This window comes from Bradyrhizobium sp. AUGA SZCCT0283 (assembly GCF_018130385.1).
GTDB lineage: Bacteria > Pseudomonadota > Alphaproteobacteria > Rhizobiales > Xanthobacteraceae > Bradyrhizobium.
Genome location: NZ_JAFCLU010000004.1, coordinates 117,631 through 132,485 on the forward strand (window position 1 = coordinate 117,631; position 14,855 = coordinate 132,485).

At 61.1% G+C, this 14,855-nt stretch carries 14 protein-coding genes and 2 pseudogenes; 6 read left to right on the forward strand and 10 right to left on the reverse strand.

Annotation, left to right across the window (positions count from 1 at the left end; genetic code table 11):
- Window positions 1-57: 57 nt before the first annotated feature.
- The 4 genes from hpnO (at window position 58) to JQ624_RS07940 (ending at window position 3,702) form a co-directional block, all read left to right on the forward strand.
- On the forward strand, window positions 58-1,449 hold the full coding sequence (gene hpnO / locus JQ624_RS07925; protein ID WP_212418307.1) for an aminobacteriohopanetriol synthase HpnO: 1,392 nt from the start codon (window positions 58-60) through the stop codon (window positions 1,447-1,449).
- A gap of 99 nt (window positions 1,450-1,548) precedes the next feature.
- Window positions 1,549-2,613, forward strand: coding sequence for a hypothetical protein (locus JQ624_RS07930; RefSeq protein WP_212418308.1), 1,065 nt, complete (start codon window positions 1,549-1,551; stop codon window positions 2,611-2,613).
- A 72-nt stretch (window positions 2,614-2,685) separates the two neighbouring features.
- Window positions 2,686-3,093, forward strand: coding sequence for a GFA family protein (locus JQ624_RS07935; protein ID WP_212418309.1), 408 nt, complete (start codon window positions 2,686-2,688; stop codon window positions 3,091-3,093).
- A 366-nt stretch (window positions 3,094-3,459) separates the two neighbouring features.
- On the forward strand, window positions 3,460-3,702 hold the full coding sequence (locus tag JQ624_RS07940; protein ID WP_212418310.1) for a hypothetical protein: 243 nt from the start codon (window positions 3,460-3,462) through the stop codon (window positions 3,700-3,702).
- Between the two features lie 67 nt (window positions 3,703-3,769).
- On the opposite strand, the gene JQ624_RS07945 is transcribed toward JQ624_RS07940, so the two are convergent.
- From JQ624_RS07945 to JQ624_RS07990, 10 genes and pseudogenes are all read right to left on the reverse strand, one after another.
- Window positions 3,770-4,528, reverse strand: coding sequence for an anti-sigma factor (locus JQ624_RS07945; RefSeq protein WP_212418311.1), 759 nt, complete (start codon window positions 4,526-4,528; stop codon window positions 3,770-3,772).
- Complete coding sequence (locus tag JQ624_RS07950; protein WP_212418312.1) at window positions 4,525-5,085, reverse strand: sigma-70 family RNA polymerase sigma factor; 561 nt, start codon at window positions 5,083-5,085, stop codon at window positions 4,525-4,527. Before JQ624_RS07950 ends, JQ624_RS07945 begins: the two co-directional genes overlap by 4 nt.
- Window positions 5,086-5,176: 91 nt before the next feature.
- Window positions 5,177-5,512: a cupredoxin family copper-binding protein gene (locus JQ624_RS07955; RefSeq protein ID WP_212418313.1), complete on the reverse strand. Its 336-nt coding sequence runs from the start codon at window positions 5,510-5,512 to the stop codon at window positions 5,177-5,179.
- Between the two features lie 14 nt (window positions 5,513-5,526).
- A complete protein-coding gene (locus tag JQ624_RS07960; RefSeq protein WP_212418314.1) occupies window positions 5,527-6,465 on the reverse strand; it encodes a metallophosphoesterase in 939 nt (312 codons plus the stop codon).
- A gap of 272 nt (window positions 6,466-6,737) precedes the next feature.
- Window positions 6,738-6,982, reverse strand: a pseudogene (locus JQ624_RS07965) (GMC oxidoreductase); the annotation flags it as partial.
- A 35-nt stretch (window positions 6,983-7,017) separates the two neighbouring features.
- Window positions 7,018-7,845 (reverse strand): hypothetical protein, encoded by an 828-nt coding sequence (locus tag JQ624_RS07970; protein ID WP_249129534.1) that lies wholly within the window; start codon window positions 7,843-7,845, stop codon window positions 7,018-7,020.
- 263 nt (window positions 7,846-8,108) lie between these two features.
- Window positions 8,109-8,426: pseudogene (locus JQ624_RS39690) on the reverse strand (hypothetical protein); the annotation flags it as partial.
- Between the two features lie 273 nt (window positions 8,427-8,699).
- Window positions 8,700-9,293 carry a hypothetical protein gene (locus JQ624_RS07980; RefSeq protein ID WP_212418315.1) on the reverse strand — a complete coding sequence of 198 codons (594 nt, stop codon included), beginning with the start codon at window positions 9,291-9,293 and terminating at the stop codon, window positions 8,700-8,702.
- A gap of 244 nt (window positions 9,294-9,537) precedes the next feature.
- Window positions 9,538-10,125, reverse strand: a complete 588-nt coding sequence (locus JQ624_RS07985) for a hypothetical protein (protein WP_212418316.1) — start codon at window positions 10,123-10,125, stop codon at window positions 9,538-9,540.
- A gap of 285 nt (window positions 10,126-10,410) precedes the next feature.
- On the reverse strand, window positions 10,411-12,030 hold the full coding sequence (locus JQ624_RS07990; RefSeq protein WP_212418317.1) for a GMC family oxidoreductase: 1,620 nt from the start codon (window positions 12,028-12,030) through the stop codon (window positions 10,411-10,413).
- Between the two features lie 249 nt (window positions 12,031-12,279).
- On the opposite strand from JQ624_RS07990, the gene JQ624_RS07995 reads away from it, so the two are divergent.
- Window positions 12,280-13,452 carry a M20 aminoacylase family protein gene (locus JQ624_RS07995; protein ID WP_212418318.1) on the forward strand — a complete coding sequence of 391 codons (1,173 nt, stop codon included), beginning with the start codon at window positions 12,280-12,282 and terminating at the stop codon, window positions 13,450-13,452.
- Window positions 13,453-13,604: 152 nt separating this feature from the next.
- A complete protein-coding gene (locus tag JQ624_RS08000; protein ID WP_212418319.1) occupies window positions 13,605-14,777 on the forward strand; it encodes a M20 aminoacylase family protein in 1,173 nt (390 codons plus the stop codon).
- Window positions 14,778-14,855: the final 78 nt, after the last annotated feature.

A 14,855-nucleotide genomic window follows, 5' to 3' on the forward strand; every position in this document is an offset into this window, starting at 1 on the left:
ACGCCGCATTGAGTGTTTTCAGTTGACGAAACGGCCATCAACCGACGTATGTAGCGAATGCCAAGTTCATATCTAGATGTTTCCAAGCTGTTTGTTGAGCGGCAGGCGCAGCGCAGTTCCATGCATGCGCGCCACCTGAACGAGCAGCTCGTCCGTGTGCTGAAGACCATCGGCTACGATGTGGGCTTTCAGAAGGGTCAAGGTCAATACCTGTTCGATCGGGACGGCGTCCGCTATCTCGATCTACTGAGCGGATTTGGCGTTTTTGCGATTGGCCGCAATCATCCGGCGCTGCGCGAGGCGCTGAAAAGCGTGCTCGATAGCGATTTTCCCAATCTGGTTCAACTTGATGTGTCCACGCTCGCCGGCGTGCTGGCGGAACGCCTGCTTGAACATGTGCCATATCTGGACAAGGTGTTTTTTGCCAATTCCGGCGCCGAGACCGTCGAGGCCGCGATCAAGTTCGCGCGTGGCGCGACCGGCCGCCCGGGCATTGTCTCCTGTTCCCATTCCTTCCACGGCCTGTCCTACGGCGCGCTGTCGCTGATGGACGATGCCAACTTCCGCTCCGGCTTCGAGCCGCTGCTGCCGGGATGCACGCAAGTGCCGTTCAACGATCTCGCCGCCCTCGAGCAGGCGCTGTCGTCGCGCCAGGTCGCGGCCTTCATCGTCGAGCCGATCCAGGGCAAGGGCGTCAACATGCCCACGGACGAATTCCTGCCGGGCGCCGCCGCGCTATGCAAGAAATACGGCTCCATCTTCATCGCCGACGAAATCCAGACCGGCATCGGCCGCACCGGAAAATTCCTCGCGGTCGAGCACTGGAATGTCGAGCCCGACATGGTGCTGCTGGCGAAGGCGTTGTCCGGCGGCCACGTGCCGGTCGGCGCGCTGCTGACGCGCAAGAGTATCTTCGACAAAATCTTCAACCAGATGGACCGCGCGGTCGTGCACGGCTCGACCTTTGCGAAGAACGATCTGGCGATGGCCGCCGGCATCGCGACCCTCGACGTGATCAAGAACGAAAAGCTGGTCGAGCAGGCCGCCAAGCGCGGCGCCGAGCTTCGCCTTGCGCTGACGCGGATGGTGCCCGGTTATGAATTGCTGAAGGAAGTGCGCGGCAAGGGATTGATGATCGGCATCGAGTTCGGTCCGCCGAAATCGCTGCGGCTGAAGGCTTCGTGGAATCTGCTGGAGACCGCCAACAAGGGCCTGTTCTGCCAGCTCATCACCGTGCCGCTGTTCAAGGATCACAAGATCCTGACGCAGGTCTCCGGCCACGGCAGCCACACCATCAAGCTGCTGCCGCCGCTCGTGATCACGGAAGAAGACTGCAGCTGGATCGAAAAGTCGTTCGACGACGTCATCGCCGCCAGCCACAAGGTCCCTGGCGCGATCTGGTCGCTCGGCAAGACGCTGGTCGACAACGCGGTGCGGAAGTCGGCGTAGCCGGACGAAGCCAACGGGGCCTCGTTCGCGCACCCCGTTGGCTTCACCGGTTCCTGTTGTTGATCCCCGTCATGGCGATTGAGACCGGGAGGACGGACCATGGTATGGCGCTGGACGCGAGCGGCCGCTGCTGCCGTTATGCTGATGGCCATCGCGAGCGAATCAGCCGCGCAGGAGCGCGCGTTCGATTTCGCGCTGGTCGGCGACATGCCCTACACCAAGGTGCAGGAAGCCGAATATCAGCGCGTGCTCGCGGCGCTCAACGCTGCCGAGCTTGCATTCGTCGCCCACATCGGGGACTTCCAGTTCGACGCGACGCCGTACAACCGCAATCCCGCCATCGCCTCGATGCCTTGCGTTGATGAAAACTACAGGGCGATCCACGACTCATTCCAGAGCATCCGTCACCCGTTCATCCTGACGCCGGGCGACAATGACTGGTCCGATTGCTGGCCGCTGGAAGCCAGGAAGGTCGATCCACTCGAACTGCTTTCGAAGATCCGTATGATGTTCTTTCCGGAAGGCAGAAGTCTCGGGCAGAAACCGATCGCGGTGCGTAACCAGTCTGCCGATCCGAACTTCTCAAAATTCCGCGAGAACCTGCGCTGGTCGATGGGTGGCGTCACCTTCGTCACCGTTCACATCGTCGGCGAGAACGACAATTTCGGCCGCACCCCGGAGATGGATGCCGAACATCTGGAGCGGAAGGCGGCAAACGTCGCCTGGCTGAAGCAGGCCTTTGCCGAAGCGAAAGCCGCCGGCAGCCGGGGCGTGGTGATCCTGACCCAGGCCAATCCGGGCTTCGAGACTTTCTGGCCGGCGAGCGCCAAGACCCGCTACCTGCTTCGCTTCATTCCGCGTGGGCAGCCCGCGCCGAGCCGGCCGCTGGCATTCGACGACTACATCCAGACGCTGTCCGAAGAACTTGAAAGCTACGACAGACCGGTCGCCTTCCTGCATGGCGATACCCACATCTTTCGCGTCGACAAGCCGCTCTACAGCAAGAAGACCAATCGGCTGTTCGAGAATTTTACGCGCGTGGAAACCTTCGGATGGCCGGATAGCCATTGGGTCCGTGTCTCGGTCGATCCCGCCGATCCGCAGCTCTTTCGCTTCAAGGCCGAAATCGTGCCGGGCAATGTGGTCAATCGGCGCGCCAACTGACCGGTTCGGAAATAAGCCGCAGTTGCGCGACAGCAAGACGCAACGGCATGATCGCATCGATCGGAGCAGGGCATGAACAAACTCACCGGCGGTTGTCACTGCGGCGCGATCCGCTATCAGATCGAGGGCGAACCGATCGTTCATGCGCTGTGTCACTGCGCGGATTGCCGGCGGCATGCCGGCGCGCCGATGGTCGGCTGGGCGATGTACGCGGAGGACGCGCTCAAGGTGACGAAGGGGACGCCCAAGGTCTACCAGTCTTCGGAACATGGCCGTCGGCAATTCTGCGCGGACTGCGGCACCGGCCTGTTCTACACCAATGCGAATGTGTTGCCCGGCATCGTCGATATCCAGAGCGCGACATATGACGACCCCGACGCTGTTCCCGCCATGATGCATATCCAGACGGCCGAGCGGATTCGCTGGATGGAGCGCGCCCACGAACTGCCGACCTTCGAGCGCTATCCGCCGCAGACATAGCAGCCAATTCAGGTGCCGCAGCCCGGATGAGCGAAGCGATATCCGGGAGCATCAAGCGTCGCGGTCTCATCCCCGGATATCGCGTCGCTCATCCGGGCTGCTATGATCAGATGGATTGATCGCCCCGCTCCTCGATCCGCGCCCGCTGTTACCGTCGGGCGCAATAGCGACACTGTTGCGCCGATCGTTTCATTTGTAGGCGAATATTCTGCGCATCTGCCGGTGAAGATTTTCCGCGCCTGCACGCCATCGGGATTTCCGGGCGCGGCTTTTCAAATCGCGGTGAGCGCCGTCGCACAGCTATCCGCTTTTGCGATGCGATACCCAATTGGGTGGGGTGATTTCATAACAAAGAGGATCTCACCGATGACCAAGTCGATCCCAACACTCGCCGCCGCGCTGCTGATGACCGCGATCGCAACGCCCGTGTTCGCGCAAGCCGCGATCCAGGAACCCGGGACCTACTCCTTCTATCATCCCAATGCCGACGTGCTCGGCGGCCGGCCGGCATACCGATCGTTCGATCAGTCCAATGCCTATTACAACGAGGCCGTGCCGATGCGTGATCGGCGGCAGATCGCGCCGCGACATCATCGCAAGGCGCGATAAGGAGGTTGGCTTGATGCCTGTTGCGCGGGAGGGCGGGTGCACCACCGTGCGCCCGCGCTTCGCGAACTTATCCCGCTGCGCGTATCGCGCTCTCGAACCTCTCGCCGAAATCCGCAAGCTCGTCCTTGGCGAGGTCGCTGACCGCCCAGTAGTTCAGCCCGCGATCGCTCCAATGCCGGATGTTGAAGCCCTGGATTGTTTCGACCTTCGCGGGGCGGCGCTCGGTGCTCGACGTCTGCGACACGAACAGATTGATGACGTGCTGGCGGCGGCGATAGACCACGGCGCCGATGGCGCGGGCATCGATGTAATCGAGCCGGCCGCCGATCAGGGTAAAGCCCTGCGCGGTCAGGTCGATCACCGGCGGCGAGACGTCGAGCTTGCCGTTGAACCACGGTTTTACGGTGTGCTGATCGGTGGAAACGACATCGGTGAGATGCCCGGCCTGCAGCGAACGCAAATGCGCCGATACAACCTCCGACTGAATGCGCTCGAAATCGTCATGACGCAGCACGATCGCGACCAGGCCGGTCGCCGCCAAGGCCGACACCGCCGAGCCCATCGCAAAGCCGCGCAGCACGGCGCGGCGATTCGGCACCTGGCGCGGCTGCGGCAATGCGGCCTCGATACGCCGGCGCAACGCTGCGGGCGCGGTGTAGCCCGCGCCGGCTTCCGCAATTGCCTTGTTCATCTCGCGATAATCTCGAAGCGCCGCCGCGCAGCGTGGGCAGCCGGCGATATGGCTTTCCACTTCGCGCGCGTGCCCGGCGTCGAGCTCGCCGTCGATCAATGCGTGAAGCAGGACTTCAGCCTCGTCGCAGGTCATTTGCGTTGCTCCTCTTCCGCCAGCCACGCCGATCGCAGCATGGCGCGGGCGCGCGCCAGACGTGACATCACGGTGCCGACCGGCACTTCGGCGACTTCGGCAATCTCGCGGTATGACAGGTTTTGAATTTCGCGGAGCACAAACGTCTCGCGGAACGGTTCGGCCAGCGCCGCCACCAGCCGGCGGATGGTGTCGGAGTCCCAGCGGCGTTGTAGCTGCCCCTCCGGCGTTTCCTCGGCCTCATGCCACAGCGGCGTCTGCTCGGCGCTCTCGGCCACGTCCTCGATCGCGCTGGTCGGCGCGGTGGCGCGGCGCGCATATTCGGCGCGGCAGACGTTGCGCAGGATCGCAAACAGCCATGGTTTCATCGCCGGCCCACGATAGCTGTCGAAATGCCTGAACGCTCGCAGGTAGCATTCCTGGACCGCGTCCTCGGCGTCATCAGCGTTGCGAAGCAGGTAGCGCGCCAGCGTATAGGCGTCGTCCAGATAGGGCAGCGCGGCCTCGCGAAACCGCCGCGCCTTTTCGGGATCGTCGTCGGATGCTCTAAGCGGCATCGTCTTTCGTCCGGCTGCTGCAGAAAGCGATTCCGCCCGGCCGGGTTCGATCCACCGGCCGGGCAGGGTTGTGATGCCTTGGTTTGGCGCGCTACTCAACCTTGACCACCCCCGTCATATGCGGATGCAGCGAACAAAAATACTTGTAGTCGCCCGGTGCCGCGAATGTGAACGAGAAGGTGCCGTCGGTGTCCATCGTCTTCGACCTGAACTTTCCGGCGCACACCACGGTGTGGGGGATGTCGTCGCGGTTGGTCCAGGTGACGGTCTGGCCGACCTTTACAGCGAGTTGCGCTGGCTCGAACACGAAATTGTCGATGTGCACGGCCAAAGGAACAGCTGAGTCTTCGGCGTGCGCAGCACCGACGGGCAGAAGCGCGGTCGCGACCACGAAGATGCCGAAGTCGCGGCGATTGATCGAACTCATTGTCGGTATCCTCTTCAGCCCTGCAGCGGCGTGTCGATGATCGCAAGCCGCTGGTCGCCCTGCTTGAAGTTGATGCTGGCGACGCCGAGCAGGCTGCGAAGCTTGCTGTCCTCGACCTTCATCGGCCCGGGTGAGGGCGCCGTGCCCGGCGCCGGTTGCGGGAAGGCCGTCGAGCGCGCGGTGTGGAACGTGACGTTACCCTCCACCTTCTGCATCACCTGGTGGATGTGGCCGTTCAGCACCGTGACCGAGCCGAATCCTTTGACGTATTCCAGCGCACGGGCGCCGTCCTCGGTGCCCCAGCCCCATTGCGGATAGACCGTCCACAGCGGGATATGCGCGAACAGCACGACCGGCGTCGATTTCGATTTCCCCTTCAAATCGTCCTCCAGCCATTCCAGCTGGTCGTCGCCGAGACTGCCGAGGCCGCCGCCCTTGAGGTTTGCGACATTGACGAGGCCGACGAAATGAACGCCGCCGGCGTCGAACGAATACCAGCCACCGCCCTTGGTGCCGCGGCCGTAGCGCTCCTTGTAGAGCTTGACCTCCTCGTCGATGATGTCGTGCTCGCCCGGCACGTAATGCACGTCGAGCTTGGCCTGCGAGATGATGCGATCTGCGTCGTCGAATTCTTTGACCTTCGACAAATGTGTAATGTCGCCGGTGTGGATCATGAACGACGGCTTCTTCGGCATCGCGTTGATCTTGTTGATGGCTTCCTCCAGCGTGCCGAGTGCGTTGGGATTGGCCGGCTTATCGAAGCCGACATGACTGTCGCTGATCTGCAGGAATGTCATCCCGGCGGGCTCGGCGGCTTGCGCCGATCCAACCAGTCCCATCGAGCGGGGCACGCCGCCCGCAACGGTCCAGAGCACGCCGGTGCCGGCCCAGGTCATGCATTCCAGTACGCGGCGTCGGCTGACGCCGTCATCGTGGTGGTCGTGATCGCTCATGAAAAGTCTCCCTGAGCCCGTGATTGGGCTTGCAGGGACGTGATCGGGCAGGGGCGGGGTTTATTCCCGGATGTTGCGGCGGGCGCCCGCCGAGCGATAACGTCTTCGTGAGCGTTTAATGCCTTCAGTTTTACCGGCAGTCGGCGGAGCAGTGATGCATGCCACTTATCTAAAATGGCTCAACGTCACTCACCTCAACGAGTGCAGTTGCGCCCGGAGGCCACGAAAATGCGGGCAAAGAGCCACAAGGGTAAATCCGCTAACGCAAGGCGCTACCGCGCGTCCTCCAAAATCATCGCCGCGCCTTTCTCCGCGATCATCGCCGTCGGCGTATTGGTGTTGCCCGACGTAATCGTCGGCATCACCCAAGCGTCGGCGATGCGCAGGCCCGCGATGCCGTGAAAACGCAGGCGCTCGTCGACCACCGCCATCGGGTCGTTCGCCGTTCCCATCTTCGCCGTCCCACGGGGTGGAAGATCGTGGTGCCGATGTCGCCGGCGGCAGCTTTGGCCAGCCGGGGGTAGCTTTGTCCATTTCGACATCAATCGATGTCTAGATAATGAAATCCGAGGCCTGTTGAATGCTGCCAAAGACCCCGTTGTTGAGCAGGGCCTTATGCCCTTCCTCCCAAGCCGGCTCGGCTTGATCGAACCACGAACGGACTCCGTCAACTTGATACGGTGACAACTTCTCTTCAAATACGAGTCCGAGGTCGCCAGGTTCGTAGCCAACGATAACGACAACGCTGGCATATTGGCCCGCTTGGGTGCTGATAAAGATGAAAAGATCGGTATCACCAAGCGAAAAGTCGATCTGGAAATCGGTACCCAGAGATTGATAGAGCGCGGCATCATCCTCACCAAAAATCACGTCGCGCGGTTTGAAAATGGCGGCACTGTCCCCGATGGTGGTGCCGTGTGGCCCGGGATCCCAGGGCGTATTCTCAAAGAACCCGCCGAGGATCGGCACAACGGTTTCACCCGAACCGTTTCCAGCAATTGCCGGAAGGCGGATGAATAGGCGGTCGCTCGCATCGGCGTCCATGATAGAGTCGAAACCATCGCCTATGATGAACGTGTCGGCTCCATCTCCTCCGTAAAGTATGTCATCTCCTTCGCCTCCCTCCAGGACATCGTTCCCGGCGCCGCCAACAAGATAATCGTCACCGCCGCGTCCATAAAGGAGCTGATCGCCATCATTGAACCAAAAGACATCATTCTGCGCCGAGCCAACGAAGGCTTCAAAATTCTTGAGCGAAACACCCGTCCCACTGATGACTGAATTCTCTTCTCCATTAACCGGTCCGGTGTAAATGGTGACTGAAGTGGACGCTGACGAAAAGTCGAAAGAGTCAATTCCGGTCCCACCGTCAAGCAACAATGAATCGTCGCCCAGCGAGAGGTCGCCCTTGAATTTCTGCGGCCCGTGCCAAACGAAACCGTTTCAAACCCGCGTATCTTGTCGATTTCGGAGGTCCCGTTCCTCTGAACTGTTATCTGGAATACCGATTGTCCATTCGCAGCGATATCATCGGGGACGGCCGATGGTGCAAGCTTCTGGATCTGGACGTTGCCGCTGATGCCAGCGTAGGCCATCTCATCAATCTGGTCGCCGCCATCCAGGAAATCATTGCCGGCTCCGCCGTCCACCTTGTCGGCGCCCTTTCCCGCGAATACCCAGTCGGCTCCGGCTCCGGCGTCGATGGTGTCATTGTCGGTCGTCGAATCTGTGCCTGCCGTTTGGTAGTTGCCGACATAGAGGAAGTCGCCGTCCCAGGAAATCCCGCGTATCTCGTGTCCTGCCCCAGATGCCGGAAAGAATCCGCGGGCCGCGACCTCATCGCCAAAGATGAAATCATCTCCACCATTTCCGGTCAGCGTGTTTCCGCTGGCGTTTCCAATGAGGACGTCGGCGCCGTGGGTGTGCTGAGATTGGTATTCGTCAAGGCAACTTCTGGTGATGCGATATTGCCACGCATTCCGATCGCGATTTGGCCTATCTGGTCTTGGCTATCGTCCTGCGTGACTTCGACAAACTGGATGCCAAGAAAGCTTTGAATATCAGCAAAGAGTTGCCTCGTTGCTGTTTGTTGCGCTTCGGACAAAAAGTTGGGCCTCCTGGCTCTTGATAGCCTTGAGGCGTGTAAGGCGCGTATTCGGTTATGAAGGAGTAGGTGATTGTGGTGGTTGGCCATTTGTAGCCGGTAAAGAGCTGCGTAATGTTCTGTGCCGCCGTCACCTTCGTCCTCCTTTTAGAAGTTCTTGGGCAAGTTCAATGATCTTGAGCATCGTCGCATCGAAGTAGTCGACAACGCGATCTGTTAGGCAGCGCGAAGGGTCCACTTCGGCAGAACAGAAACTCACGTCAGTCGGGAATTCATGTTGTGCTTTTGGAATGTCGGTATGGTAGGGACCCGGCGACTTTGGATCGTTGTAGAAGCTGTGCATAATCAGTGAGACGACCAGTCGGCGCGGATGCTCAGGGTCGGGAACCACGCGAGCATAGAACAGGAGTCCCAACTGCTGCTGCGCCGTTGCGCGCTCTCTCAAGCAAGCCGGTCCGGAAATGACCGGGTAGGTAAGACCCAACGCACGAAGTCGCTCCTGGATTGTGCGGGCGATGTTTTCGTTGATGGTCGCCCTGGCAAATCCCTGTTCGACCTGCGGATCCGCGGAAATCTCAACCGAAGTGCAGACGCTCCGAAATGCCCCATACTCAAACGGAAGGGTTGTTGCCTGTGATATTGAGGCGCCCGCGCTGGCAATGAGGATCATGGCGATCAGCACGTTCTTGAGCCGTCTGGCATAACGCGCCATTGCTTCGTTCACTCGTCTCATCGGACCCTACATTCTATTTTGGAACCACCCCGACGTGACCGCGGGGATCAAGTTTGAGTCAACGAATAGAACAACCTTAGATTGATCCAATATTTTCTGATGTCATAGCTCCCTTGTGGTCGCACGTTTGATCTCACGTTGGATGAAAGTTAAAGATTCGTTACCGCTCGATGATCTTGATGGATCGAGCGTTGCTCCATTTGTAGCCGGTGGGTGATATTCTGGGCTGCCGTCATCATCTTCCCCCTTTTTCGAGTTCTTGAGCGCGCTCGATAATTTTCATCATGGTCGCGTCGAAGTAGTTGATCACGCGATCAGTCAGGCAGCGTGAAGGATCGGTTTCGGCGGAGCAGAAACTAACTTCCGTTGGGAATTCGTGGTGTGCCCTTGGGATATCGCGAGGGTAAGGGCCTTCGGCCGAGACATCCTTGTAGTAGCTGTGCATGATCAAGGAGATGACCAGCCGGCGGGGCTGTTCGGGGTCGGAAACTGCACGCGCATAGAACTGGAGGCTCAACTGCCGCGGCGCGCTCGCACGTTCCCTAAAGCACTCCTGTCCTGCGAGGACCGGATAGGTAAGTCCGAGCGTTCGTAAGCGCGCTTCGATGGTACGGGCGACGTTTTCATTGACCGTTGCACGCGCAAAGCGTTGAAATACCTCCGGCTCCGCCGAAATCTCAACCGAGCTGCACAGACTGCGAAACGGACCTGTTTGGTAGATCGATTCTGCCCATGACGTTGACGCGCACGCGCTGGCAATGAGAATCATTGCGGTGAGCGCGTTTGTGAATCGTTTGGCATAACGCGCTGTGACTTCGTTCACTCGTCTCATCTGGACCCTACGTTTCATTTGGCGACCACCATCAAGGTGGCTGTGCCGGGCAAGTTTGAGTCAACGAAATTAGCAACCTAAGATTGAAGTCGTATTTTGCGATGTCAATAGCCTCTTCATGTCGCACGCATGATTTCACGTTGGATCAAAGTTAAAGAATCCGTTATCACTTGATGATCTTGATGATCAAGCGTTGCAACCTTTGATCGAAGGAGAGCGGATGACGTGACAATGGCGCGTGTATAGTGGGCGACTTCTGGCGCTCAAGGCGGCTGATCAGCGCCCATCCTCCAAAATCATCGCCGCACCCTTTTCGGCAATCATCGCGGTCGGCGTATTGGTGTTGCCCGACGTGATCGTCGGCATCACCGACGCATCCGCCACGCGCAACCCGGCAATCCCATAGAAGCGCAACCGCTCGTCGACCACCGCCATCGGGTCGCTCGCTGTCCCCATCTTCGCGGTCCCCACCGGATGAAAGATCGTGGTGCCGATATCGCCGGCGGCTTTCGCCAGCGACGCGTCGTCGTCGCCGACCGCAGGGCCGGGCAGGTATTCCTGCGGGCGATATTGTTCGAGCCGCTTCTGCTTCATCAGCCGCCGTGTGGTCCTGATAGCGTCGGCCGCGACCTGGCGGTCGTCGTCGGTCGAGAGATAATTCGGCGCGATCGCGGGCGCTTCGTCCGGCTTCGCCGAGCGGATGCGCACGGTGCCGCGCGAGGTCGGCTGCAGGTTGCAGGCGCTGACCGTGATGGCGGGAAAGCGGTGCAGGGGATCGCCGAACTTGTCGAGCGACAGCGGCTGCACGTGAAACTGGATATTGGCGCGCTCGCGGGTGGAATCGGAGCGGGTGAAGATGCCGAGCTGCGACGGCGCCATGGTCAGCGGCCCGCGGCGGCGGAAGGCATAGTCGAGCCCCATCAGGCCGCGCCGGAGCAGATTGTAGTAAGTCTCGTTCAGCGTGCGGACGCCAAAAACCTTGTAGATCGCGCGCTGCTGCAAATGGTCCTGCAGGTTGCGTCCCACGCCTTGTTTGTCGAGCACGACATCGATGCCGAGCGGCGACAGCCAGTCTGATGGCCCGATGCCGGATCGATGCAACAGCTGTGTCGAGCCGATCGATCCCGCGCACAAAACGACTTCGCCCTTGGTGCGAGCCTCGACCACTTCATTGCCTTGCATGAAGCGCACGCCGACCGCGCGGCCATTCTCGATGATCAGACGGTCGACCAGCACGTTCTTTTCCAGCCGCAGATTACTTCGGTTCAGCACCGGCTTGAGGAAGCCGCGCGCCGAAGACCAGCGGCGGCCGCGCTTCTGGTTGACGTGGAAATAGCTCACGCCCTCATTGTCGCCGGTGTTGAAATCGGCAATGCGCTTGATGCCCATTTCCTCGGCGGCGTCACCGACCGCGTCGAGAATGGCCCACGACAGCCGCGGCGCCTCGATCCGCCAACCGCCGCCGCTGCCGTGATGTTCGCTTTCCCCAAGGAAATGATCTTCCAGCCGTTTGAACAGCGGCTTTACGTCGTCATAGCCCCAGCCGGTCAGCCCAAGCTGCCGCCAGTGATCGTAATCGGCGGCCTGGCCCCGCATCGAGATCATGGCGTTGATGGCGGAAGAGCCGCCGATCACCTTGCCGCGCGGATAGGCCAGCGCCCGGCCGTTGAGTCCGGGCTCCGGCTCGGTCTTGAACATCCAGTCCGAACGGGGATTGCCGATCGCAAAGAGATAGCCGACCGGGATGTGAAACCAGATCCAGTTGTCGTTGCCGCCGGCTTCCAGGATCAGCACCCGGTTTTTCGGGTCGGCCGACAGCCGGTTGGCCATGATGCAGCCGGCCGTGCCTGCGCCAACCACGATATAGTCGAAATCACCTTCAAGCCGCTTCGGCATCGTCCGCCCGTTCACGATTATCGTTAGGCCCAGACAAAAGCGCGAAGCGCGTCTTCGCGCCAGATGTTCCGGGCATCCACGTCTTTCTTGAGCGTTTATTAGTCAGACGTGGCCGGCCGGGACAAGCCCGGCCATCCGCCGTTGCCAGGCCGTTGCACGAATGGGGCTCTGCGGCAGGGTGCGTTGGTTGGACCGCCCCTTGCATGCTACAGGGGCAGAAGCGTCCAACCCCGAAAGCCTGTCATCTCCATGCCCATCGTCAACCGCGTCGCCGAGTTGCAACCCGACATCCAGGCCTGGCGCCGGGATATTCATGAACACCCGGAACTGCTCTACGACGTGCACCGCACTGCGGCATTGGTGGCGGACCGGTTACGGGAATTCGGCTGCGACGAGGTTATTACCGGTCTCGGCCGCACTGGCGTCGTCGGCGTCATCAAGGGCAACCGGCCCGCCGGCAAGGGGGAGGTGAAGGTCATCGGGCTGCGGGCGGATATGGACGCGCTGCCGATCGAGGAGGCGACCGATCTGCCTTACGCTTCCAGGACGAAGGGCCGAATGCACGCCTGCGGCCATGACGGCCACACCGCCATGCTGCTGGGTGCGGCGCGCTATCTCGCCGAGACCCGCAATTTCGCCGGCGATGCGGTCGTGATCTTTCAGCCGGCCGAGGAGGGCGGCGCGGGCGCGGTTGCGATGATCAAGGACGGGCTGATGGACCGTTTCGGTATCGAGCAGGTCTACGGCATGCATAACGGTCCGGGCATTCCGGTCGGCGCGTTCGCGCTTCGGCCCGGTCCGATCATGGCCGGAGGCGATGCCGTCGTCATCAAGATCGAGGGGCTCGGCGGCCACGCCGCGCGTCCGCACAAATGCATCGATTCCGTCCTGGTAGGCGCGCAGTTGATCACGGCGCTGCAGTCGATCGTGTCGCGCAGCGTCGATCCGCTGGAATCGGCGGTCATTTCGATGTGCGAATTTCACGCCGGCAACGCCCGCAATGTGATCCCGCAAACCGCGGTGCTGACGGGCACCGTCCGTACCCTGAACGGCGAGGTGCGGAAAATGGTGGAAAGGCGGGTCCGCGAGGTCGTCGCCGGCGTGGCGCAGATCACCGGCGCCAGGATCGATCTGACGTATGATCGCGGCTATCCGGTAACGGTCAACCATGCCGAGCAGACGGATGTCGCGACGCGGGCAGCCAGGGAAATTGCCGGCGATGCCAATGTGCATGTGATGCCGCCGCTGATGGCAGGAGAAGATTTCGCCTTCATGCTGGAGCAGCGCCCCGGTGCGCTGATCTTCTGCGGCAATGGCGACAGCGCAGGCCTTCATCACCCCGCCTACAATTTCAACGACGAGGCGATCGTGTTCGGCACCTCTTACTGGATCAAGCTGGTCGAGAACACGCTGGCCGCGTGAGGCCGTTCACCGACATTTCAAACACCGCCCGATGTGAGGGTCTTGGCGGCCGCTCCCCGGGTGGAATGGGGCTCTGCGGCAGAGTGTTGGGTGGACCGCCCCTTGCATGCTACAGAAGCCCTAGCGTTCCAACCTTTGAGGCCAGAATTCCCATGCCCATCGTCAACCGCGTCGCCGATCTGCAACCCGATATTCAGGCCTGGCGCCGCGATATCCATGAAAATCCCGAATTGCTCTACGACGTCCACCGCACTGCAGCATTCGTGGCAGACCGCTTGCGCGAATTCGGCTGCGACGAGGTCGCCACCGGCCTCGGCCGCACCGGCGTCGTCGGCGTCATCAAGGGCAAACAGCCCGGCAAGGGCGAGATCAAGGTGATCGGGCTTCGCGCCGACATGGACGCGCTGCCGATCGAGGAAGCGACCAACCTGCCCCATGCCTCCAAGACGCCGGGCCTGATGCATGCCTGCGGCCATGACGGCCACACCGCGATGCTTTTGGGGGCAGCGCGCTATCTCGCCGAGACCAGGAATTTCGCCGGCGACGCGGTCGTGATCTTCCAGCCGGCCGAGGAGGGCGGTGCGGGCGCCGCCGCCATGATCAAGGACGGGCTGATGGACCGGTTCGGCATCGAGCAGGTCTACGGCATGCATAATGGCCCGGGGATTCCGGTCGGCTCCTTTGCCATCCGGTCTGGCCCGGTGATGGCAGCGACCGACTCGATCGACATCAAGATCGAAGGGCTCGGCGGCCACGCCGCGCGCCCGAACAAGTGCATCGATTCCGTGCTCGTCGGTTCGCAGGTGATTACTGCCCTGCAGTCGATCGTCTCGCGGACCCTCGATCCCCTGGACTCGGCCGTGATCTCGATCTGCGAGTTCCATGCCGGCAACGCGCGCAACGTGATTCCGCAGACTGCCGAACTCAGGGGCACCGTGCGGACGCTGACCCCGGAAGTGCGCGAAACGGTCGAGAAGCGGGTCCGCGAGGTGTGCGAGGGCGTGGCCAAAATGACCGGCGCCAAAATCGATCTGGTTTACGAGCGCGGCTATCCCGTGACCCAAAACCATGCCGAGCAAACCGACTTCGCCACGCAGGTGGCCAGGGAAGTGGCCGGCGCCCAGAACGTTCACGACATGCCGCCGCTCATGGGCGCGGAAGATTTTTCCTATATGCTGGAAGCGCGGCCGGGCGCCTTCATCTTCTGCGGCAACGGCGACAGCGCAGGGCTCCATCACCCCGCCTATGATTTCAACGACGAGGCGATCGTGTACGGCACCTCGTACTGGATCAAGCTGGTCGAGAACAAGCTGGCCGCGGCGTAAGGGCGGGTCGCAAGTTTTTTCAAGCTGGATCGCATCTGAAGTTTGAAGCCACATGAGGGAAGGCAGTACGGGCCTTCT